Below are 20514 nucleotides of genomic sequence, written 5' to 3'. Positions count from 1 at the left end.
TTAAGCGTTCCGGCACCGCGATCTACCGGCCATTTGCGAGGTAAGCAATGAGCACAGCACAGACGATCCGCCCGCCACAGACCCTCTATGTCACCGTCCGTCGCGACGAACTGCGCCAGTTGAAAGACGAGCGCGATCAGCTGCAGCAGGAAGTCCTGCGCCTGCGCTCACACCTTCAAGCGCAAATCAACCAAACGTCCGGGCCCCAGCCCGCACTTTGCTGAACGTGGGCTGAACGAACCGTTCAGGAATAACTCACGAAGTTTTCACATCCTCCTCCCGATACTCCCGCCGAATAGGGCCACCCACATGCGGTAGCCCTCTGCTGCGCGTATTCCTGCGCGGCAACTGGCAATTATCGGGTTGGAGCGCTGGATGGCGATGTTCAAACGCAGCACGAAGTCTGCGAAAGGCTTTGATTGGGCCGGCCTCGGCTGGTTGTTTCTGTTTTTCTGGTATTTCTCGGGCATTACCCAACTGCTGATCCAGCTGACCGGCACTTCCGGCTTCAGCGGATTTCGCCAAGCCTTTTTCCTGAGTGCGTTCTGGCTTGCGCCGATGCTGCTGTTCCCGCGCCGTACGCGCCTGCTCGCCGCCTTGATCGGCGTTGTGCTGTGGGCCTGCTCCATGGCCAGCCTGGGTTATTTCTTCATTTACCAGCAGGAATTTTCCCAAAGCGTCATCTTCATCATGTTCGAGTCGAACATCTCTGAAGCTGGCGAATACGCCACTCAATACTTTGCCTGGTGGATCGTGCTGGGGTTCATTGCCCACACCGCCCTGGCGATTTTCCTGTGGACTCGCCTGCGTCCGGTTTACCTGCCGCGTGGTCAGTCGATCCTGGCGGCCACGGCGATTGTCCTGGCGGTGGTCGGTTATCCGTTGGTGAAACAGATTGCAACCAACCCCACCATGGAACTGGCCATCGATGGCTTCGAGTCGCGGGTAGAGCCTGCCGTGCCTTGGCAGATGATCGTCGCCTATCGCCGCTACACCGAACAGTTGAACAGCATGCAAGGCATGCTCACGAGCGCCAGTCAGATCCCGCCCCTGAAGAACCTCAAGGACAGCATGGCCGGCCAGCCGTCGACCCTGGTACTGGTAATCGGTGAGTCCACCAACCGCCAGCGCATGAGCCTTTACGGCTACCCGCGCAATACCACACCGGAACTGGACAAGCTGCGCGACCAACTGGCGGTGTTCGATAACGTCATCACCCCGCGCCCCTACACGATTGAAGCGCTGCAGCAGGTGCTGACCTTCGCCGACGAAGAAAACCCTGACCTGTACCTCAAGACACCGTCGATTGTCAGCGTGATGAAACAGGCTGGCTACAAAACCTACTGGATCACCAACCAGCAGACGATGACCAAGCGCAACACCATGCTCACGACCTTTTCCGAACAGGCCGACGAACAGGTGTACCTCAATAACAACCGCAACCAGAACGCCCGTCAGTACGACGGCGACGTGCTGGCGCCGTTCGCCAAGGCCCTGGCCGACCCCACCGAGCGCAAGTTCATCGTGGTGCACTTGCTGGGCACCCACATGAGCTACCAGTACCGTTATCCGCCGACCTTTGACAAATTCACCGATCGTCAGGGCGTACCGCCAGGCATCAGCGACCAGCAGCTGCCGACCTACAACAGCTACGACAACGCGGTGCTTTACAACGACTTCGTGGTATCAAGCCTGATCAAGGACTACGCCAAGACCGACCCCAACGGGTTCCTGCTGTACCTGTCGGACCATGGCGAAGATGTATTCGACTCCGCCGGCCATGGCACGCTGGGGCGCAACGAAGGCAAGCCGACGGCACCGATGTACACCATTCCGTTCATGGCGTACGCCTCGCCCAAGTGGCGCGAAACCCACGACTGGAGTTTCGCCAGTGACCTGCAACGCCCTTACAGCAGCTCGCAACTGATTCACACCTGGGCGGACATGGCCGGGCTGAGCTTTGATGAATGGGACCGCAGCAAAAGCCTGGTCAACGACAGCTTCAAGGCGCGCCCGCGGATGATTGGCGACCCATATATAGGCCAGAAAAAAGGTCTTATTGATTTCAGCTTGATCAAGCCGAAAAAGGTCGATGCCGCCGAAGTGGTGGTCAAATAATCACCGGCACTGCAACGCAAAGATAACAATCATTCTCGTTTAAGCCTAAAGTTCCCTCGCTCCTTTCGTCTTTGAGCCATGCCTTCCCTTCCGGGGTGGCATCAAAGACGACAAGGAGTCCGCTGCGATGTTCGCACCTTTTACCCGTTCCATGACCCTCACCTTTGGCCTGTTCGGCGCCGTTGCCAGCCCGGACCTGATGGCTGAAACAGACCCCGAACACTCGCCGATCAGAGCCTATGAACTGGGTGCGACCAGCATCACCGCCGAAGGCCTGGGCACCACCACCGAGCACACCGGGGCTTACACGACCGGATCGATGAGCACCGCCACCAAGCTGAACCTGTCCATCAAGGAAACCCCGCAATCCATTTCGGTGATCAGCCGCCAGCAGATGGATGACTTCAATCTCAATACCCTCACCGATGCCTTACGCCAGACCACCGGCGTTACGGTGCAGCACCTGGATTCGGACCGGGCGAGTTACTCTTCCCGCGGCTACCCGATCAGTAACTTCCAGATCGACGGCATGCTCAATACCTTTGGCCGCATGAAGTCCGACGCCGACACCATCATCTACGACCGCATCGAGGTTGTGCGCGGCGCCACCGGCCTGACGACCGGGGCGGGCGACCCTTCTGCCACCGTCAACATGATCCGCAAGCGCCCCACCACAGAGTGGCAAGCCAAGACCGGCGTCAGCGGTGCCAGCCATGACAATTACTACAGCTACATCGATGTAGGCGGCCCACTGGCGTTTGACGGACGCCTGCGTGGCCGCACAGTGCTGGCGTACCGTGACAGCCAATCCTTTCGGGACAGCTATGCGATGCAGCGGGAAGTGGGCTACGGCATCCTCGAAGCCGATCTGACGGACAACACCGTTGTTGCCGTGGGCGTGGACTACCAGAACAAGCATGTGCAGGGCAGCTCCTGGGGCACCCTGCCCTATTGGAACAGCGATGGCAGCAAGGCTCGGCTGTCCCGCTCCGCCAACCTGGCCACCGATTGGAGCTCCTGGCCACTCAAAGACACAACCACCTTTGCCTCCATCGATCACAGACTGTCCGCAGACTGGCGCCTGAAAGCTGCCTACACCCATCGCCAAAGCGACACGGACGGCAAGGTGTATTACGGCGGCGCCGGCTTTCCCAATCCGGATGGCAGCGGCATGACGGCCTGGACCAACCAGATGGTCGGCACATCGAAAATGGACGTGGTGGATTTGAATATCGCCGGCTCTTATTCGCTGCTGGGGCGCGAGCATGAATTGATGGTCGGGTACGGCGAATCCGAACAGCGCGATACGGCGCCCTTTCAGCGCATCAATATTCCCGAGGGCTACACGGACATCGAAGATTGGCGACACATGAGTGGCATCGCCAAGTTCCCGGACCGCACCACTGGCCTCAAGGGTGAACACAGCAGCCGAAAACAGAAGGCGGGTTACCTCGCCACACGCCTGAGCCTGACCGACCGGCTGCATGCCGTATTGGGCAGCCGCTATGGCAGTTGGGAAATCGAAAGCGTCTCACCTGAATACAACACCGATAACCAACTGACCCAATCCACTAAAACCCGCCAGACCCACAACGACATGTGGACGCCTTACGCTGGCCTGCTTTACGACCTCACACCCGAATACACCGTGTACGCCAGCTACACCGATATTTTCAACCCGCAAACCGCGCGTGATTCCAGCAAGAAGTATTTGGAACCGGTGGTGGGCAGCAACTACGAAATAGGCCTCAAGGGCAGCCTGTTGAACGAACGCCTGAATCTGGCGACGGCGTATTTCTGGAGCACTCAGGATAACGTGGCCGAACTGGACAACAACGCCGCGCCGGACCCGGTCAGCCGCGAGCAGTTCTACACCGCCAGCGGCCAAGGCAACAAGGTGCAGGGCTTTGAAGTCGAGGTCTCGGGCGAGGTCATGCCGGACTGGAATCTGTCGGCAGGCTATACCTATACCCACTCGGCGAACGGCGACAAGCAGCGCAACAACACCAACCTGCCGCTCAACCTGCTGAAAATCTCGACGGCCTATCGCCTGCCGGGTGAGTGGCGCGGGTTGACGGTGGGCGGTGCGGTTAATTGGCAGAGCGATTTTTACGCTTTCGCTAACCGACCGACAGGCGGCCGCAACGCGGAAGGCGACCTGAACACCGAGAGCACCAGAATCACCCAACAGGCCTACACGGTGGTCAACCTGATGTCGCGTTACCAATTCGACGAACATGTTTCAGCGTCGCTTAACATCAACAATCTATTTGATAAAAAGTATTACGAGCGTGTCGGCTTTTATAATGGCGTGTATTGGGGCGACCCGCGCTCCCTCACACTTGCGCTGGACTGGAGGCTTTAAATCGCGGCCCCGAAGTTAACAAAATCGTTAACTTTGGGGCGCCAACCCGTTAATTCCCACTTAATAAGATCGCCCCACAATCGCCCCATGAATCTGATCACGGACGAGGCGGATACCGATCACACTTAATGGGGACACCTCACATGAAACTTTCGACCTTGATGCTTGCCAGCCTGATGACCCTGACTTCCGTAGCCGCCTTTGCAGAAGGCGGTTCAGAGCGTTCGAAGGAGTTCTATAACAACTTCACCTTCATGCAACAAAAGACTCATGGCACCACTGACCAAACAGCGATTGCCGATGGCAAGAATGTAAAGACCCGCACGGCTGAACAATCCAGTGAAGAACCGCAACCCAACAGCTGATTTAATACTTAGTTAATCCGCATTACCCTGTGCCATCCCGCTCCGTTGGCAAAGGTTAACTTGGCGCCATTCGATGGCGCCTTTTTTTTGCACTTTTATTTATCAAAGCGCTGTGTTCCTGGACGAGATGCGCCCCCATGCCGGAACAACACGCGCCCTGCAAAAAAAACTCCTAGGTGCCGAAGCGCTGCAGTTGCATCTCCTGCAAGCGGCTGAGCGTGCGGCGGAACGGAAACTCCAGATAGCCTTCGGTGTAGAGGCTTTCAAGCGGCACCTGGGCCTCGATGTACAAGGGCACCTTGCGGTCATAGCACTCGTCCACCAGCGCGATAAAACGTCTCACGCTGTCATCGTGCACCGACAGCTGCGGCAGCTCGCGGTCACCGGCCACCACGCGTTGGGCCGCGTCTTCGGTGCCGCGGGCAATCCTTGCCGGGCGTTGTTGCGCGCTCAAGCAGGGGACGTCTCCCAACAGGATGGCCGTGAACCGATCGCACAGCAGCATGAAGTCCATGGCGGCCAACGGTTGCTCGCACAGCTGCGCGTAACGACACCAGAGCACCGTGTCGCACCATTGCACCGCCACAATCGAGCGCAAGCCGACGCTGACTGGCCCGCTGCGCACCGCCTGCCCTGCGCTCAATTGCTTGAACAACGTAGCGAGCGCATCTGGCTGGCTCACCCAGTAGCGCTGCAGCCCCACGCCGGGATGCAAACGATGATCTTCGCCACCGTCTACCGCCACCACCTGCATATGCTGTTTGATCGCCTCGATGCCTGGCACAAAGCGCTCGCGGTTGAAGCCGTCGGCGTAGAGCTGATCTGGCGGTTGATTGGACGTGCTGACCATCACCACGCCCTGATCAAACATGACCTGGAACAAACGGCCGAGAATGATCGCATCGCCAATGTCATTGACGAACAATTCGTCAAAACACAGCACGCGGACTTCCTGGCTCAGCTCGCGGGCCAATGCCTGCAGCGGGTCCTGGATACCCGTGAGTTGAAACAGACGCTGATGCACCCACCCCATGAAATGATGAAAATGCTGACGGCGTGCTGGCACCCGCAGGCTTTGATAAAACTGGTCCATCAACCAGGTCTTGCCCCGTCCCACCGGCCCCCACAGGTAAACACCGGTCACGGGCGAACGGCCCTGGTGCAGGGCTTCGTGGCAGAGTTGCAGGGCTTCAACCGCACGGCGCTGGGCCTCGTCTGGCACGAAACCTTGCTGGGTGGTGGCGTGTTGATAAGCGGCGAGTGGCGAGTCGAACGTCATGCGCGCCAGTATGACTTACACAGAGATATCCAGCCGCGAAATCTTGCCGTGCTCGTTCAGTCGAAAGGTATAGCGCAGCGCCAGCGGGCTGCCGGGGAAATTACCGGAAACCACATTGCTGACCAACACTTTGCCGGTGCGATGCTGCACGTTCAGCACTTCAACCCGGGGCTGATAACGACGCCCGGTGTCCTCCATCCAGCGCGCAATCGCGGCGGTGCCGACTTGATGCTCACCCTCATCAAACACATTGGCATCGGCGGCAAAACACTGGTCAATGGTTGAAGTGTTGCGAGTATTGGTCGCGGCGATGTAGGCCACAATCGCGGGGGCCAATTCAGGAAGGGACATGGCGCAGCTCCTTTTTAATGATGTATGACGCCATGCTAAGCCAGGGTTATGTCAGTTTTTGTCAGGAGTAAACGGCCCGGACTCGTTCTGCTCCATCAGCTTGCGCCAGGCTCGCAACAGGTCGCTGCGTCGGCCAGGGTATCGATCACCCTGAGCGTCGGCTGCGGCCACTCGGTCAGTGCGAAAGGTGCGATAAGCGCCGCGCAACTCGCACCACGCCACAATCACGCGCACTTCATTGAGAAACCCCAGGGCCAGCGGCCAGATCAGGCGCTGGCTCTGGGTTTGGCTGGCGTCGGCGTAATCGATGTGCAGCTTGGCCTGATTGCGGATCGCCTCGCGAAACACATTCAGCGGCACGCGATTTTCCGGGTAGCCGAACCCCGGAGGGCCGGGTAACAGCGTGGGGTTGCGCAACGCTTCCTGGGCGGCGGGATCGAGCACATCGGCGATTTTCGCCAACGCATTGGCCGCGACGCGGCTCAGCACATCGTCGCCACGTTGATCGACATAACGCAGGCCCAGCACGATCGCTTCGGTTTCCTCGGCGTTCAGCATTAATGGCGGCAGAAACAGCCCGCTACGCAGCACATACCCTACCCCGGCCTCGCCAAAAATCGGTGCCCCCAGCGCTGTCAATTCAGCGATATCGCGATACAGCGTGCGCTCGGACACCTCCAGTTGCGCCGCCAATACGGCGGCAGTCACCGGGCGTTTCTTGCCCCGCAGGGCCTGCAACAACGTCAGCAACCGTGTGGTACGCGACACGTCAAACCCGCCGAGAAAGGAAAAAAGTGCCGCAGCTTAACAGAGCCCCCTGTCAGAAAACGTCAGCAGTAAAAAAGCCTCTTGACCGAATAAATTACGCGGATCATATTAAATACATGTTTCAAGACATGTAAAAAATCACCCCACAGGAGTCTTTGTATGCGCAATAAAGTCTTTGGTCGCCGCAGCGGCCTGCAGGTATCGGAACTGGCCCTGGGCACCGGTAATTTCGGCACAGGTTGGGGACATGGCGCCGAGCGCGACGAAGCCAGGCAGATCTTCGATGGCTATCTCGAAGCAGGAGGCAACTTCCTGGATACCGCCAACGGTTACCAGTTCGGCCAGGCCGAAAAACTGCTGGGGGAATTTATCGCCGCCGAGCGCGACAACCTGGTGGTCGCCACCAAATACAGCCTGCGCACCCAGCCATCCGATGAAGGCACGCTCAAGCTCGGTAACAACCGCAAAAACGTGGTGCGTGCCGTCGAAGAGAGTCTCAAGCGCTTGAACACCGACCGCATCGACCTGCTCTGGGCGCACATGAGCGACAACGTCACGCCGATGGAAGAGATCCTGCGCGGCTTCGATGATTTGGTGCGTGCCGGCAAAATCCACTACGCCGGCCTGTCCAACTTTCCGGCCTGGCGCATTGCCCGCGCGGATCTGTTGGCCGAAGTGCGCAGCTTCGCGCCGATCATCGGCGTCCAGGTGGAATACAGCCTGGCCGAGCGCAGCGCCGACCGCGAGTTGCTGCCGATGGCCGAAGCGTTGGGCCTGGGCGCCACGCTGTGGTCGCCGTTGGGCGGTGGTTTCCTCACCGGCAAATACCGTGAAACGCAGGACGACAACCGCGCGAACAAACTGGGCATGCTGATCCACTCGGAAAAGAGCGCCCGCGAAACCGCAGTACTCGACACCCTGCTGGCAGTCGCCGCCGAACTCGACGCCAGCCCAACCCACGTCGCCATTGCCTGGCTGCGCGAAAAAGCCCGGCGCTCGACCACCGCGCTGATCCCGATCCTCGGCTCACGCACCCGCGCGCAGCTCGATGCAACCCTGGGTGCGCTGAACGTGCAATTGTCGGCCGAACACGTGACCCGCCTGGATGGCGCCAGTGCCCAGCCGCTGGGCGTTCCGCACACCATCATTGCCGAGCGTTTCCCAATCGACACCGGCTTGGATGCCCCTCGCCCACCGGTTATCTAAGGCAAAAAAAAACGGCCTGAGCAGGCCGTTTTTTTAATCGCAGACTTTACGCAAGGCTCTTGCTGACCACCTCGAATACGTCGCTGGACAGCTCACCGGAGGCACGAATGCGCTCCAGCTCCGCCTTCATCAGCGCCTGGCGCGCGCCATCGTATTTGCGCCAGCGGGTCAACGGCGCCAATTGGCGCGAAGCGATCTGCGGGTTGAACCCGTTCAACTGGATCACCAGATCGGCCAGGAAACGATAGCCCGAGCCATCGGCGGCGTGGAAGTTGATCAGGTTCTGCCCGGCAAACGCGCCGACCAGCGCACGCACCTTGTTCGGGTTCTTGAGGGTGAACGCCGGGTGCTCCATCAACGCCCTGACGCGCGCCAAGCCGCCCGGCAAGGTGCTGCCGGCCTGCACGCTGAACCACTGGTCCATGACCAGCGGGTTGTCCTTGAAGTTCTCGGCAAACACCGCCAACGCCTGCGCCTTTTCCGCCTCGAACGGCGAGTTGACCAACACGGCCAGCGCCGTCAGGCGCTCCGTCATGTTGTCGCTGGTGTCGAACTGGTCCAGCGTTGCCGCCAGCACTTCCTGCTTGCCGCTGAGCATCAGGTACGACAGCGCAATGTTCTGCAGGGCGCGACGGGCAAAATGCTCGGCCGCCGCCACGTAAGGTGTCTGCTTGGACAGCTCGCGGTTCGCCTGGTAGCGCAGCCACAGCGATTCGTAGAGGTTGTCGGCCAGTTGCTGGCGCGCATACTCACGGGCGGCGTGGATGGCCTCGACGTCCGCCACTTCACTGATTTCAGTCAGGTAGGCCTCGCTTGGCAGCGAGAGCATCTCGGCAACCATCGCCTGGTCCAGGCTTTCATCGCTCAACACCGTGCGCAGCGCGTCGATCAGGCGTTGATCCAGCTTCAGCGGCTGACCCGCTTGATGCTGACCAATCAACTCCTGCAGCACTTGCACCGACAGTTGCTGGCCGGCATCCCAGCGATTGAACCCGTCGCTGTCGTGTTGCATCAGGAACATCAGCTGGTCGCGGTTGTACGGGAAGCTCAGTTTCACCGGCGCCGAGAAGCCGCGCAGCAACGACGGCAGCGGTTGTTCGGCGATATCGACGAACGTGAAGGTCTGCTCGGCATCGGTCACCGAAATCACTCGGGACGTGGCGCCAGCGCTGGCCTCACCGGCCAGGCGCAAGGCAATCCCGGCGCCGTTGGCGTCCAGCAGGCCCAGCGCCACCGGGATCACGAACGGCAGCTTTTCAACTTTGTCCGGGGTTTGCGGGCAGCTTTGACGAAAGGTCAGGCTGTAGGTCTTGGCAGCGGCGTCGTAGGACTCGCTCACCGCCAGACGCGGTGTACCGGCCTGGCTGTACCAGCGTTTGAACTGGGTCAGGTCCGCGCCGTTGGCGTCTTCCATGGCCTTGATGAAGTCGTCGCACGTCACGGCCTGGCCGTCATGGCGCTCGAAATAGAGATCACTGCCCTTACGGAAGCCTTCAGCGCCGAGCAAGGTGTGGATCATGCCGACCACTTCCGAGCCCTTTTCGTACACGGTCAAGGTGTAGAAGTTGGAGATTTCGATGAAGCTGTCCGGGCGCACGGCGTGCGCCATCGGGCCTGCGTCTTCAGCGAACTGGTGAGTACGCAGGTACGCCACGTCCTGGATGCGCTTGACCGTGGCCGAGTTCATGTCGGCGGAGAAGCCGGAATCACGGAACACCGTGAAGCCTTCCTTCAGCGACAGCTGAAACCAGTCGCGGCAGGTCACGCGGTTGCCCGACCAGTTGTGGAAGTATTCGTGCGCGACGATCGCCTCGACGCGCTGGTGCGCGGCGTCAGTGGCGGTTTCTGCGCGCGCCAGCACGGCGCTGGAGTTGAAGATATTGAGGCCCTTATTCTCCATGGCGCCCATGTTGAAGTCGTTGACCGCCACGATCATGAAGATGTCGAGGTCGTACTCGCGGCCGTAGGTCTCTTCGTCCCAGCGCATGGATTTTTTCAGGCTGTTCATGGCGTGCTGGCATTTGTCGATGTTTTCCGGCTCGACGTAGATGCGCAGCGCCACTTCACGGCTGGTCATGGTGGTGAAGGTGTCTTCGACGCACCACAAATCGCCGGCCACCAGCGCGAACAGGTAGGCCGGTTTCTTGAACGGGTCTTCCCAGGTCGCCCAGTGGCGCCCGTCTTCACCCGGGCCGCTGGCAATCGGGTTGCCGTTGGACAGCAGCACCGGGTAGCTGTGTTGCTCGGCGATCACCGTGGTGGTGAAGGTGCTCATCACGTCCGGGCGGTCGAGGTAATAGGTGATCTTGCGAAAACCTTCGGCCTCGCACTGGGTGCAGAACATGCCGCTGGATTTGTACAGGCCTTCCAGCGCGGTGTTGGTTTCCGGGTGGATGCGCACGCTGGTGTCGACCGTGAAGGTTTCGCTGGTCGGGTGCAGGGTCAGGTGGCTGTCGGTCAACTGGTAGTCGGCTTCGCTCAGCTCACGGTCGCCCAGGTTGACGGTCAGCAGTTCAAGCTGCTGGCCATCGAGCACCAGCGGCGGCAGGCCCGCCCCACGCTCGGAGTTGCGGCGCATCACCAGCTGCGCGTGGACCAGGCTGTGGTCCTCGAACAACTCGAAGGTCAGGTGCGTCTCTTCGATCAGGTAGTCCGGCGCCTGATAGTCCTTCAGGTAAATCATCTTCGGTTGTTCGGTGCGCATGGGTGGCATCCTTTTACTGATGCACGGCGAGCTGGTAGGCCGTGTACTTACGAATGTTGATAACGCCGGTGTCGAAGATCAGGTATTGGCCCTTGATCCCCAACAGCGTGCCTTCGGCAATCGGGTTCTTGTCCAGGTTGAAGCTGACGATCTTGGTCGGATACTGCTCGACCGGGTAGCGGATTTCGATCGGTTCAATGTCGGCAATCGTTTGGATGGCCTGCAGGCCAAAGCGTTCCTGCAAACTCTGCAGGCCTTCGGCGCACGAGGCAAACAGCGCATCGCGCACTTCGGTCAGGTTCACCGCCACCGCATCGCCCTTGAGCAGCGCGCGCCAGTTGGTCTTGTCGGCCACCTGACTGCGAAACAGGTCTTCGACGAAGCCGGATTGCTGGCGGGTCGCCACGCGCATGATCGGCAGCGCCTGGCTGGCGCCCTGGTCCAGCCAACGTGTCGGCAGCTGGGTAGCGCGGGTGATGCCGACCTTGATGCCAGACGAATTGGCCAGGTAGACCACGTGGTCGGTCATGCAGAATTGCTCGCCCCAGCCCGGATCACGGCAAGTGCCGGCGTCGTAGTGGCAACGCTCGGGGCTCATGATGCACAGGTCACACTGGGCCAGTTTGGTCATGCATGGGTAGCAGTAACCCTGGCTGAAACTGGTTTTGGTCTTGCGCCCGCAATGGCTGCAATGAATGGCGCCGAGGTATTCCAGGCGCACGTGCGTGCCGATCAACGGGTTGACCGGCACCTCGGTATCGCCAAGGCGAAACGAGTATTGAACGGTCGGCTCACCGAGTTGCGCCGACATTTTGCTGACTGCACCGCGACCAATTTCAATCAATGGATCGCATCCGACTTGAACAGAATGTTCGGCACCGGTGCCGATTTCGACGCGCATTCCTGCGGGCCCATGTAGCCGGTGCGCTGCTCTTCGGGCAGGTTCTGGATTTCCCAGGCGATCACCGCTTGCAGCGACAGCTCGCGCTGCTCGGCGGTGAGCTTGCGGCCGTCGGACCACTTGCCGATTTCCACGGCGAGCTTGAGGCTCTCATAGATGTCCGGGGTGATGTTTTCGATCATTTCAGCAAAAGAGGACATTAGGCTCTTCCTTATCAAATGGAGGCTTTGCGGCGGTTGTACAACCCACCCAGCAAACCCGTCAGGCAACCGATGACCAAGCCGCTCAGATGAGCCGCGTTGGCGATTTCGCCGAAACCGATCATCGAGATCAGCCCCGACATGCAGAGCACCAGCCATATCAGCATCATCGCCAGCACCCCGCGAGGCAGGCGATAAGCCGGGTTGGGCGACAGCAACTGGAAAATCCAGCAATGCCCCAGCAAGCCATACAACACGCCGGACAGGCCGCCAAACAGGCTCGGGCCGCCATAGGCGTATTGCGCGTAATTGGACACCAGGCTGAACAACAGGGTCAGGCCCAGCAGGTTGATACTGCCCTGGCGCACCTCAATGCGCCGGCCGAGTTCCCAGTACCACATGCCGTTCATGGCCAAATGCAGGACGCCGAAGTGGATCAGCATCGGCGTGACCAACCGCCACCATTGCCCTGACGCCATGGTCTCGGCAAAGGGCGTGAACTGAAGGTACTCGCCCGTCACATGGAACGGCAAAAACGTCAGCCAGCTCATGGTTTGCAGGTTTTCACCCAGCAACGTCACCGCACCGACAATGATACTCGCCAACAGTACCAGCGCCGTCACCGGGCTGTGGCGCACCTGCTGAACAAAACTGGGGCGCGTAACGGGCGCCGGCTCGGGGATGTCCAGTTGCTGGTCCGGGTCACCGGCGGGAAAGCGTTGGTACAACACGCGCACGTCGTCGCTGATGGTTTCGGGCACCCACAACACCTGCTCGCCGGCCTCTTCGCTGACACGATGGGGAACTTGCATGCGTTGCAGCAACTTGACGAAACCCGCCAGATCGACACTCAGCGGCAAGCGCAAAACAGCTACGGTGCTCATGAAATAACCTCAGGGCGCTCAACGTCGACCCATACAAATTTACGCGGATCCAGCTGGGTTTCCTGGTCCAGCCGATACGCCACCAGCTTGCCGTACAGCACGGCGCTGTAATCCAGGCAGGCCAGGTTCGGGCGGATCGGCGCGGGTTTGCCGCTGCGCCAGTAGTGGCCGACGAACAGCAACGGCTCGTCGATGCCATAGCGCAGCAGGGAATTTTTTTCAGTCGACGACAGCGGCGTACGTGCTACCGGTTCCGGCAGCGCATCGGGCTGGAACACGATGTCGCCGTAGGTTTTCGGGTCGTCTTCCCAGAATTTGGTGCGAAAGAACGAGCGCGTCAGCCCATCGCCACCGGTCAGCGTCAGGCCGTCCGGCAGGCGCATGTCGGTGCCGCGCAGCAGGCGGTCGAAGGCGTTGCAGGCAAAACTGCCCGGCACGGCGGCGGCCTGCAAAAAGTGCTGGTCGATGCAGCCATCCGGAAAGGTCGCGCGCAGCGGCTGGATAAAGCCCTCGTCCCAACACGCGTGCACCACACGGAAACGCCCGGCATCGACAAACAGCGGCATGTCATAGAACCAGCCGAGAAAGTCGTGCCAATCGGCCGGGTGTTGCTCGAACTGGGTCAGGGTCTCGTGGATCAACCGCGCGTGGCGTGGGTTGTGTTCGCGCACAAACTGCTTGCCACTGCCCGGCGGCGCGGGTGTGCTCCAGCCCAGCGCGTTGAATTCGTGATTGCCCATGATGCACAGCGCTTGGCCGGCCTCGGCCATGTCGTGGACAATATGCAGCGCCTCGCGAATGCGTGGGCCACGGTCGATGATATCGCCGAGGAACACCGCCATTCGCGTCGGATGGCGCCAGGTGCCGCCCTGTTTGTGGTAGCCCAGCCGGTCGAGCAAGTGCTCAAGGGTATGAGCGCACCCGTGCACGTCACCAATCAGGTCGTAGCTACGCGCGGGATCGAGCATCAGTCGCCTCCACCCCCCAAGCGGCTGCCCCAGCCCAACTTGGTGCGGCACACTTCGTAGTAGTTGTGGTCCAGCGGGTGGATCAACCGCAACTTCTGCGCCTTTTTGCTCACGGTGATGGTGTCACCGGGGGCGCAAGTGAAATGGTTCTGCCCGTCACAGGAGACTTGCGGGTAGATCTGCATGTCTTTGGACACCACGATTTTCAGCTCACTGTTGCCATCGACCACAATTGGCCGGCTGGACAACATATGGGGGTACATCGGCACGATCACAATGGCATCCAGCTTGGGGTGCATGATCGGCCCGCCGGCCGACAGCGCGTACGCCGTGGAACCGGTCGGCGTGGCCACAATCAGGCCGTCGGCCTTCTGGCTGCACACGAACTGGCCGTCGATATACAGCTCGAACTCGATCATGCGCGTCGACTTGCCGGGGTGCAGCACCACGTCGTTGAGCGCGTCGCCCTGGCCGATGGCTTCGCCGTGGCGGCGCACTTCGGCCTGCAGCAGGAAGCGGTTTTCGACCAGGTAATGGCCGTCGAGCACCTTGGCCACTTCAACTTCAAGGTCATCGGGACGGATATCGGTCAGGAAGCCCAGGCTGCCGCGGTTAATCCCCAGCACCGGCACGTTATGCCGCGCCAACGCCCGGGCTGCGCCGAGCAGGCTGCCGTCGCCGCCGACCACAATCACCATGTCGCAGACTTCACCGAGCATTTTGCGCGACGAGGTTTGCAAGCCATGGCCCGGCAAGATTTCGGCGATGGTGTCTTCGAGGATCACGTGCAGGTGGCGCTCGAGCAGAAACTTTTTCAGTCGGCGGACGGTGTCCAGCACCTGGGTACTGCCCAGGCGACCGATAATGCCGATATTGCGAAATTGCTCCATGGGGCTCCTGCGGGATGTGGGGTGTGGCAAAAACAACGATTATGGGCGAAAGGCCGCGTCAGGCAAAATCCTTTGTCGCCGTGAACCCTTGATGACAATGGTTCTCAGCCACCCCAACAGACGTTAAACGGCTATGCTCGGACCATGACTGTGTTCCCGGATCTGCACAACCTGCCCCGCCAGTTGCGGCACCCCGAGGTGCGCGACCTGGCGTGGGTGATGCTTGCCCCGCCGATGCTCGCGCAAACGCCCTGGCCGCAACGCCACCCGCTGGCCGGCAGTGACTGGGTGCAGGCACCGCACCTGCTGGAGCAATGGTTACGCGCGCTTGATCAAGACAGCAGCGCCTTGCAGCATTGGCTAAGCCTTGCCCGCACGCGGCGCCTGGGCCTGTACTACGAGCGCCTGTGGCAATTTGCCGTGCAGCATGCGCCGGGCGTGGAATTGCTCGCCGCCAACCTGCCGATCCGCCGCGCCGGGCATACCTTGGGCGAACTGGACATGCTGCTGCGTGACCGCGATGGCGTGCACCACCTGGAACTGGCGATCAAACTGTATCTCGGGCCGCAGGACGGCAACGGTCTGGATACCGCGCAATGGCTGGGGCCAGGATGCCATGACCGGCTGGACCGCAAGCTGGCGCATCTGGCCCAGCACCAACTGCCGATTTCGGCACGCGCGGAAAGCCGCGAGGCGCTGGCGGCGCTGGATATCCAGCAGTTTGATGCGCATTTGTGGCTTGGCGGGTATTTGCTCTATCCGTGGCCCGGCCAGGCCGAGCCACCGCATGGCGCCCATCCGCAGCATCTGCGGGGGCGCTGGCTGCATCAGCGCGATTGGCCGGCGCTGGTCAGTGCCAGCCCGCCGGGGCGCTGGCAACCGCTGCCCAGGCATGCCTGGCTGGCACCGGCGCACTACACGCAGGCTGAGGTCTGGAGTGAGCAGCAGATGCACGGCTGGCTGGCAGCGCTGGACCCGATGGCACCCGCGCAGTTGTTGGTGCGCCTTGTGCGCAATGGCGAGGATTGGGAAGAAGCCGAACGCCTGTTCCTGGTGGCCGATCTCTGGCCCAACGTCCCAGGCGTTACTTGACCTTCAAGTGCCGTGCGTACCAGGGCCGCCTCGGCACACGCTTGAACAATGCCTGCAAGCCTTCGTCCTCAGCGGCAAAGGTAATACGCAGCGCCAGCTTCATGGTCTCCGGGTCCATCTCCATCGACCTGCCCATCTGCAACCCCGGCGTGGTGCTGCAGCCGTGGGTGTCCGGCCCCAGCCACGGATCGCCGACTTCCACCCAACGCCCCTGCGCGAACCAGTTCACGCCATTGACTTGCAGCCGGCTGACCTCACCGGGGTTGAAGCGCTCGTGGGCGCGAAACCAATCTTCGATGCGGTCATCAATCCAGCCGTGGAAATGCCAGAACACCGGGTTTACATGGGATGAAAACGGATCACCGAGGAAGTCGTTCTCCGGCGCATACCAACGCGCGGCAAAGTCCGACGGGTCGCGGGCGAACGGCACCGGCGCGCCGTTGGACGGATCACGCGGCACCGAGGCCCAGCGCATGTGCAGCCAGTCGTGCAGGCCTAACTCCATCTCGGAACCCAATTGCCCAAGGCTCAGCTTGGCCAGGTAACGTGGGTCGCGGTATTGGGACTCCCAGACCTGAAAGTTGCTGTGGTACGTCTGGGCCGCCTTGATATCGCTGACCCATTGGGTGTATTCGCTGTCATCCGGTGCCGACCAACAGGGCGGCAGCGCGAAGCCGTCGTGGTTATCGAAGTAACGCACAAAGCCCAGACGGTCGCGTTCCAGCGCCGGCTGTGGCTCGGGGAATTGCGGCCACGACGGCAAATCTTGCATGGAACGCGCATTGCCGAGCATATGCCGGTGCATGAAAAAGAAGTCGATGCCCGAGCCGTTGCGATCTTTGCGTTTGCCGCGTGCGTCGCGTTCCTGGCCGCGCGGGCCGGGCTGCCAGCCGATGCCGCGCAAGGCGTCGCGCTTTTCTTCCGAGAGCTTGTGCCACTGGTCGCGGGTGGCGTGCCAGAGTTGGTGAAACAGGCGGTGCTCCGGCGAAATCAGCCAGGCCAGCAGCGTCGGGTTCAGGCCGATGCGTTGGCGCGCTTCGGGAAACAGCTGTTTGTGGGCGATAAAGCGGTTGTCACGCTCGGTCAATGCCAAGGGGCGGTCGAGGTTGAGGATCTGCCCGCTGAGGGTGCTGCTGCCGGCGTTAGCGAAGTCGGCCCACACTTCATCGAGTGTCATCTTGAATTCATAGGCCGGTGCGCCGTCGGCCGCCTCGCGGTCGATCAGGCGCCAGTAAAGCAAGGCGCCCTCGCCTGTCAGCACGTCACCGAGTACGCGGTAACGCGGTTCACCTTCGGCGCGCAGGTTTTCAGCAGTGTCCAGGTAGCCGCGCAGGCCACGGCCACGCGGGGCGATGTCCAGCAGCAGTTCCAGGCCTTGCAGCGGCAAGCCCTTTAGCCCGGCGTCGCGGCCTTCAAGGCGCAGGCTCCACACACCGCGCAAAATGTTCGCCAAGTGCTGGCCATCGGTGTCGGCCAAATCCACTGTGGCCTCGCCCGGGGTGATGGGGAATTCTTCTTCACGCGTCAGCTCGCGATGGGCATAAAAGGCTGCCGGCACGGCAGCGCCCGTCAGCGCCAGGCCTGCGATGAACCCACGTCGAGAGATCGTCATTGTCTACCTTAGGAAACGGCTTAATCAGAGCTAGAACGTTTGCAGCCTTCGCAAATTTACCGCCGCGCGAAGCGGGCCTAAATTTCCCCGGCCATGGCTCGTTCTTCCCTGATAGCAAAGGCCTCAACTGACTGAGATGGCAATGACAAAACCACGTTCGAAAAAGGCGCTGTTGATCGGCCTGCCGCTGGCATTGGCCATCGGCGCCGGGGCTGGCTTTCTGGTCTGGGACCACTGGTTTCACGGCAATGCCGGTTACCCGTTGGAGGTGATCAAGCAAGCCAATGAAATGCAGGACCGCTTGCTGTCGTTCGACAGCCACATCACGGTGCCGATGGATTTCGGCACGGCCGGCAATGAGGCCGACAAAGATGGCAGCGGCCAGTTCGACCTGGCCAAGGCAGCACGCGGGCGCTTGTCGGGCGCCGCCCTGACGATTTTTGGCTGGCCGGAAATCTGGAACGGCCCCAACGCGCCGCATAAGCCCACCGACGGTTTTGTCGAGGAGGCCCGCCACGAGCAAGAGGTGCGCTACAAGATCATCTCCGGCATGGTGCGCGACTTTCCCAATCAGGTCGGCATCGCCTACACCCCGGACGATTTCCGCCGCCTGCACGGTGAAGGCAAATTTGCGGTGTTTATCAGCATGCTCAACGCCTACCCGCTGGGCGATGACCTGAACCAACTGGACCTGTGGGCGGCGCGCGGCATGCGCATGTTCGGCTTCAGCTATATCGGCAACAACGCCTGGTCCGACTCGTCGCGCCCACTGCCGTTTTTCAACGATTCGACCGACGCCCTCGAAGGGCTGTCGCCCATCGGCCAGCAGGCGGTGCATCGCCTCAATGACCTGGGCGTGATCATCGATGTGTCGCAAATGTCGACCAAGGCGCTGGAGCAAGTGGCACAGCTGAGCCGCACGCCGATGGTGGCGTCCCACTCCGCGCCGCGGGCGTCGGTGGATATCCCGCGCAACCTCAGCGACAAAGAACTGCAACTGATCAAGAACAGCGGCGGCGTGGTTCAAGTGGTGGGCTTTCCCGCCTATTTGCGTCCGCTGAGCCAACCGACCCAGGACAAGCTCAACACCCTGCGCGCGCGTTTCGATTTGCCGCCGCTGCCCAACCTGGCCATGGCCCTGATGCCCGGCGACGCAATCATTGCCGCCTGGCCCGAGCAGAAGTTCGGCCAGTACGCCCAAGGCCTGTACGGCATTCTCGAAGAAGAACCCAAGGCCACCCTCAAGGATTGGGGCGACGCCATCGACTACACCGTGCGCAAGATCGGCATCGATCACGTCGGCATCTCGTCGGACTTCAACGACGGCGGCGGCATCCAGGGCTGGGAGAACGTCGGCGAGGTGCGCAACGTCACCGCCGAGCTGATCCAGCGTGGCTACTCCGAAGCCGATATCGCCAAGCTGTGGGGAGGCAACTTCCTGCGCGTATGGGACCAGGTACAAAAAGCCGCCAAGCCCTTGGCCAACCGCTAACCACCTAGAAGCACGTCCATGACTGATCGCCGTACATTTCTCAAACAGGCCGGTGTCTTCGCCGCCAGCCTGCCGCTGGGCGCTGCGCTGATGCCTCAAGCACTGGCCAACAGCCCGGCACCCGCTGCGAACGCCCCATGGACGGGATTGAAACAGCTGTTCAACCAGGACCCGAACTACCTGCACTTCTCCAATTTCCTGGTGGCCTCGCACCCCAAGCCGGTGCGCGAGGCGATCGACCGCTACCGCCAGCAGATCGACCGCAACCCAGGGTTGGCGATGGACTGGGGCCTTGAGGAAACCTGGAAACGCGAAGGCCAGGTACGGGAATGGGCCGGCCGCTACTTGAACGCCAAGCCGGCGCAAATTGCCCTCACCGGCAGCACCTCCGAAGGGCTGGCGATGATCTACGGCGGGATAAAGCTGCGGCCCGACCAGGAAATTCTCACCACCGTGCACGAGCACTACGCCACCCAGAACGTGCTGGATTTTCGCGTGCTCAAGCAAGGCACGCAGGTGCGCAGGTTCACGCTGTTCGAAGACGCCAGTCGCGTGTCTGCCGATGAAATCCTCAGCAATATCCAGCGCAGTATTCGCCCCAACACCCGCGTGCTGGGCATGACCTGGGTGCAGTCGGGCAGCGGCGTGAAACTACCGATTGGCGAGATCGGCAGGCTGGTGGACGCACTCAACCGTAACCGCGATGAAAACGACCGCATTCTCTACGTGGTGGACGGCGTGCACGGCTTCGGCGTGGAAAACCTCGACTTTCCCGACATGCACTGCGACTTCTTTATCGCCGGCACGCATAAATGGATGTTCGGCCCGCGCGGTACCGGCCTGGTGTGCGCCCGCGACGCCGAAAACAAATACGTGACGCCGATGGTGCCGACCTTCTCCGAAGACACCAATTTCGCCACCACCATGACGCCCGGCGGTTTCCACGCTTTTGAGCATCGCTGGGCGGTGGACGAAGCCTTCAAGTTGCATTTGCAGCTGGGCAAGCCCCAAGTGCAGGCGCGTATTCACGCGCTCAACAGCGAATTGAAGGGCCGTTTGCTGGACCACCCGCAAATCGAGCTGGTGACGCCGCGCAGCCCTGCTCTCTCAGCCGGCTTTACCTTCTTCCGCGTCAAGGGCCAGGACAGCGAGGCCGTGGTCGCCCACATGATGAAAAACCGCGTGGTGATCGATGCGGTGGACCGTGATGTCGGCCCCGTGATTCGCACCTCCCCTGGCCTGCTCAACAGCTCGGATGAAATCCAGCGTTTCATGAGCTTGCTGAGCCAACGGCTGTGACCCCTTTTTCCTTTGAACGA

Annotated in this window: 18 protein-coding genes; 8 read left to right on the top strand and 10 right to left on the bottom strand. The window is 61.0% G+C overall.

The features are described 5' to 3' along the window. The first annotated feature begins 47 nt into the window (after positions 1–47). The 4 genes from AACU78_RS02960 (at position 48) to AACU78_RS02945 (ending at position 4848) form a co-directional block, all read left to right on the top strand. A complete protein-coding gene (locus AACU78_RS02960; protein ID WP_164487944.1) occupies positions 48–224 on the top strand; it encodes a DUF6026 family protein in 177 nt (58 codons plus the stop codon). A 151-nt stretch (positions 225–375) separates the two neighbouring features. Next, positions 376–2118: a phosphoethanolamine transferase CptA gene (locus AACU78_RS02955; RefSeq protein WP_106579742.1), complete on the top strand. Its 1743-nt coding sequence runs from the start codon at positions 376–378 to the stop codon at positions 2116–2118. A 127-nt stretch (positions 2119–2245) separates the two neighbouring features. Further along, a complete protein-coding gene (locus tag AACU78_RS02950; protein ID WP_106579741.1) occupies positions 2246–4483 on the top strand; it encodes a TonB-dependent siderophore receptor in 2238 nt (745 codons plus the stop codon). A 143-nt stretch (positions 4484–4626) separates the two neighbouring features. Beyond that, positions 4627–4848 (top strand): hypothetical protein, encoded by a 222-nt coding sequence (locus AACU78_RS02945; protein WP_106579740.1) that lies wholly within the window; start codon positions 4627–4629, stop codon positions 4846–4848. Between the two features lie 172 nt (positions 4849–5020). Here the strand turns inward: AACU78_RS02945 and zapE are convergent, their stop codons facing one another. Genes zapE through AACU78_RS02930 form a run of 3 tightly spaced genes read right to left on the bottom strand, consistent with a single transcriptional unit; the run spans position 5021 to position 7246 of the window. After that, positions 5021–6127 (bottom strand): cell division protein ZapE, encoded by a 1107-nt coding sequence (gene zapE, locus AACU78_RS02940; protein ID WP_106579739.1) that lies wholly within the window; start codon positions 6125–6127, stop codon positions 5021–5023. 15 nt (positions 6128–6142) lie between these two features. After that, on the bottom strand, positions 6143–6478 hold the full coding sequence (locus tag AACU78_RS02935) for a nuclear transport factor 2 family protein (RefSeq protein WP_106579738.1): 336 nt from the start codon (positions 6476–6478) through the stop codon (positions 6143–6145). A 51-nt stretch (positions 6479–6529) separates the two neighbouring features. Then, positions 6530–7246 carry a helix-turn-helix transcriptional regulator gene (locus AACU78_RS02930; RefSeq protein WP_106579737.1) on the bottom strand — a complete coding sequence of 239 codons (717 nt, stop codon included), beginning with the start codon at positions 7244–7246 and terminating at the stop codon, positions 6530–6532. A 159-nt stretch (positions 7247–7405) separates the two neighbouring features. Between AACU78_RS02930 and AACU78_RS02925 the strand changes: the two genes are divergently transcribed. After that, positions 7406–8452: an aldo/keto reductase gene (locus AACU78_RS02925; protein WP_106579736.1), complete on the top strand. Its 1047-nt coding sequence runs from the start codon at positions 7406–7408 to the stop codon at positions 8450–8452. A 46-nt stretch (positions 8453–8498) separates the two neighbouring features. On the opposite strand, the gene pepN is transcribed toward AACU78_RS02925, so the two are convergent. The 6 genes from pepN to AACU78_RS02895 are packed head-to-tail and all read right to left on the bottom strand — an operon-like array spanning position 8499 to position 14999. Further along, positions 8499–11156 (bottom strand): aminopeptidase N, encoded by a 2658-nt coding sequence (gene pepN, locus AACU78_RS02920; RefSeq protein WP_106579735.1) that lies wholly within the window; start codon positions 11154–11156, stop codon positions 8499–8501. A 13-nt stretch (positions 11157–11169) separates the two neighbouring features. Next, positions 11170–12000 (bottom strand): DUF2797 domain-containing protein, encoded by an 831-nt coding sequence (locus AACU78_RS02915; protein WP_106579734.1) that lies wholly within the window; start codon positions 11998–12000, stop codon positions 11170–11172. Continuing rightward, the gene (locus AACU78_RS02910; RefSeq protein WP_017138108.1) at positions 11997–12257 is read right to left on the bottom strand and encodes a YeaC family protein; all 261 of its coding nucleotides are present in this window, start codon (positions 12255–12257) and stop codon (positions 11997–11999) included. The genes AACU78_RS02915 and AACU78_RS02910 overlap by 4 nt, the downstream gene beginning before the upstream one ends. Positions 12258–12271: 14 nt before the next feature. Beyond that, positions 12272–13141: a rhomboid family intramembrane serine protease gene (locus AACU78_RS02905; protein ID WP_106579733.1), complete on the bottom strand. Its 870-nt coding sequence runs from the start codon at positions 13139–13141 to the stop codon at positions 12272–12274. Beyond that, positions 13138–14112: a metallophosphoesterase gene (locus AACU78_RS02900; RefSeq protein ID WP_177410125.1), complete on the bottom strand. Its 975-nt coding sequence runs from the start codon at positions 14110–14112 to the stop codon at positions 13138–13140. The genes AACU78_RS02905 and AACU78_RS02900 overlap by 4 nt, the downstream gene beginning before the upstream one ends. Next, a complete protein-coding gene (locus AACU78_RS02895; RefSeq protein ID WP_010210870.1) occupies positions 14109–14999 on the bottom strand; it encodes an NAD(+) kinase in 891 nt (296 codons plus the stop codon). The genes AACU78_RS02900 and AACU78_RS02895 overlap by 4 nt, the downstream gene beginning before the upstream one ends. A gap of 144 nt (positions 15000–15143) precedes the next feature. Between AACU78_RS02895 and AACU78_RS02890 the strand changes: the two genes are divergently transcribed. Continuing rightward, positions 15144–16091 (top strand): DUF1853 family protein, encoded by a 948-nt coding sequence (locus tag AACU78_RS02890; protein ID WP_106579731.1) that lies wholly within the window; start codon positions 15144–15146, stop codon positions 16089–16091. Here AACU78_RS02890 and pvdP read toward each other — a convergent pair. After that, on the bottom strand, positions 16084–17703 hold the full coding sequence (gene pvdP, locus AACU78_RS02885) for a pyoverdine maturation tyrosinase PvdP (protein WP_106579730.1): 1620 nt from the start codon (positions 17701–17703) through the stop codon (positions 16084–16086). The genes AACU78_RS02890 and pvdP overlap by 8 nt on opposite strands. Before the next feature lie 142 nt (positions 17704–17845). On the opposite strand from pvdP, the gene pvdM reads away from it, so the two are divergent. Continuing rightward, positions 17846–19195: a pyoverdine-tailoring dipeptidase-like protein PvdM gene (gene pvdM / locus AACU78_RS02880; protein ID WP_106579729.1), complete on the top strand. Its 1350-nt coding sequence runs from the start codon at positions 17846–17848 to the stop codon at positions 19193–19195. Between the two features lie 18 nt (positions 19196–19213). Beyond that, entirely contained in the window at positions 19214–20494 is a 1281-nt protein-coding gene (gene pvdN, locus AACU78_RS02875; protein WP_106579728.1) for a pyoverdine-tailoring periplasmic protein PvdN, read from the top strand. Positions 20495–20514 lie beyond the last annotated feature (20 nt).

Origin of the sequence: Pseudomonas sp. R9.37 (genome assembly GCF_963878885.1) — a bacterium.
GTDB lineage: Bacteria > Pseudomonadota > Gammaproteobacteria > Pseudomonadales > Pseudomonadaceae > Aquipseudomonas.
This window is presented reverse-complemented; position numbering and strand designations above follow the sequence as displayed.

Bases quoted from the DNA above. Each gene is read 5' to 3' on its own strand.
- AACU78_RS02960 (WP_164487944.1), top strand. From the start codon at position 48: ATGAGCACAGCACAGACGATCCGCCCGCCACAGACCCTCTATGTCACC.
- AACU78_RS02955 (WP_106579742.1), top strand. From the start codon at position 376: ATGGCGATGTTCAAACGCAGCACGAAGTCTGCGAAAGGCTTTGATTGG.
- AACU78_RS02950 (WP_106579741.1), top strand. From the start codon at position 2,246: ATGTTCGCACCTTTTACCCGTTCCATGACCCTCACCTTTGGCCTGTTC.
- AACU78_RS02945 (WP_106579740.1), top strand. From the start codon at position 4,627: ATGAAACTTTCGACCTTGATGCTTGCCAGCCTGATGACCCTGACTTCC.
- zapE (WP_106579739.1), bottom strand. From the start codon at position 6,127: ATGACGTTCGACTCGCCACTCGCCGCTTATCAACACGCCACCACCCAG.
- AACU78_RS02935 (WP_106579738.1), bottom strand. From the start codon at position 6,478: ATGTCCCTTCCTGAATTGGCCCCCGCGATTGTGGCCTACATCGCCGCG.
- AACU78_RS02925 (WP_106579736.1), top strand. From the start codon at position 7,406: ATGCGCAATAAAGTCTTTGGTCGCCGCAGCGGCCTGCAGGTATCGGAA.
- pepN (WP_106579735.1), bottom strand. From the start codon at position 11,156: ATGCGCACCGAACAACCGAAGATGATTTACCTGAAGGACTATCAGGCG.
- AACU78_RS02910 (WP_017138108.1), bottom strand. From the start codon at position 12,257: ATGTCCTCTTTTGCTGAAATGATCGAAAACATCACCCCGGACATCTAT.
- AACU78_RS02905 (WP_106579733.1), bottom strand. From the start codon at position 13,141: ATGAGCACCGTAGCTGTTTTGCGCTTGCCGCTGAGTGTCGATCTGGCG.
- AACU78_RS02895 (WP_010210870.1), bottom strand. From the start codon at position 14,999: ATGGAGCAATTTCGCAATATCGGCATTATCGGTCGCCTGGGCAGTACC.
- AACU78_RS02890 (WP_106579731.1), top strand. From the start codon at position 15,144: ATGACTGTGTTCCCGGATCTGCACAACCTGCCCCGCCAGTTGCGGCAC.
- pvdP (WP_106579730.1), bottom strand. From the start codon at position 17,703: ATGACGATCTCTCGACGTGGGTTCATCGCAGGCCTGGCGCTGACGGGC.
- pvdM (WP_106579729.1), top strand. From the start codon at position 17,846: ATGACAAAACCACGTTCGAAAAAGGCGCTGTTGATCGGCCTGCCGCTG.
- pvdN (WP_106579728.1), top strand. From the start codon at position 19,214: ATGACTGATCGCCGTACATTTCTCAAACAGGCCGGTGTCTTCGCCGCC.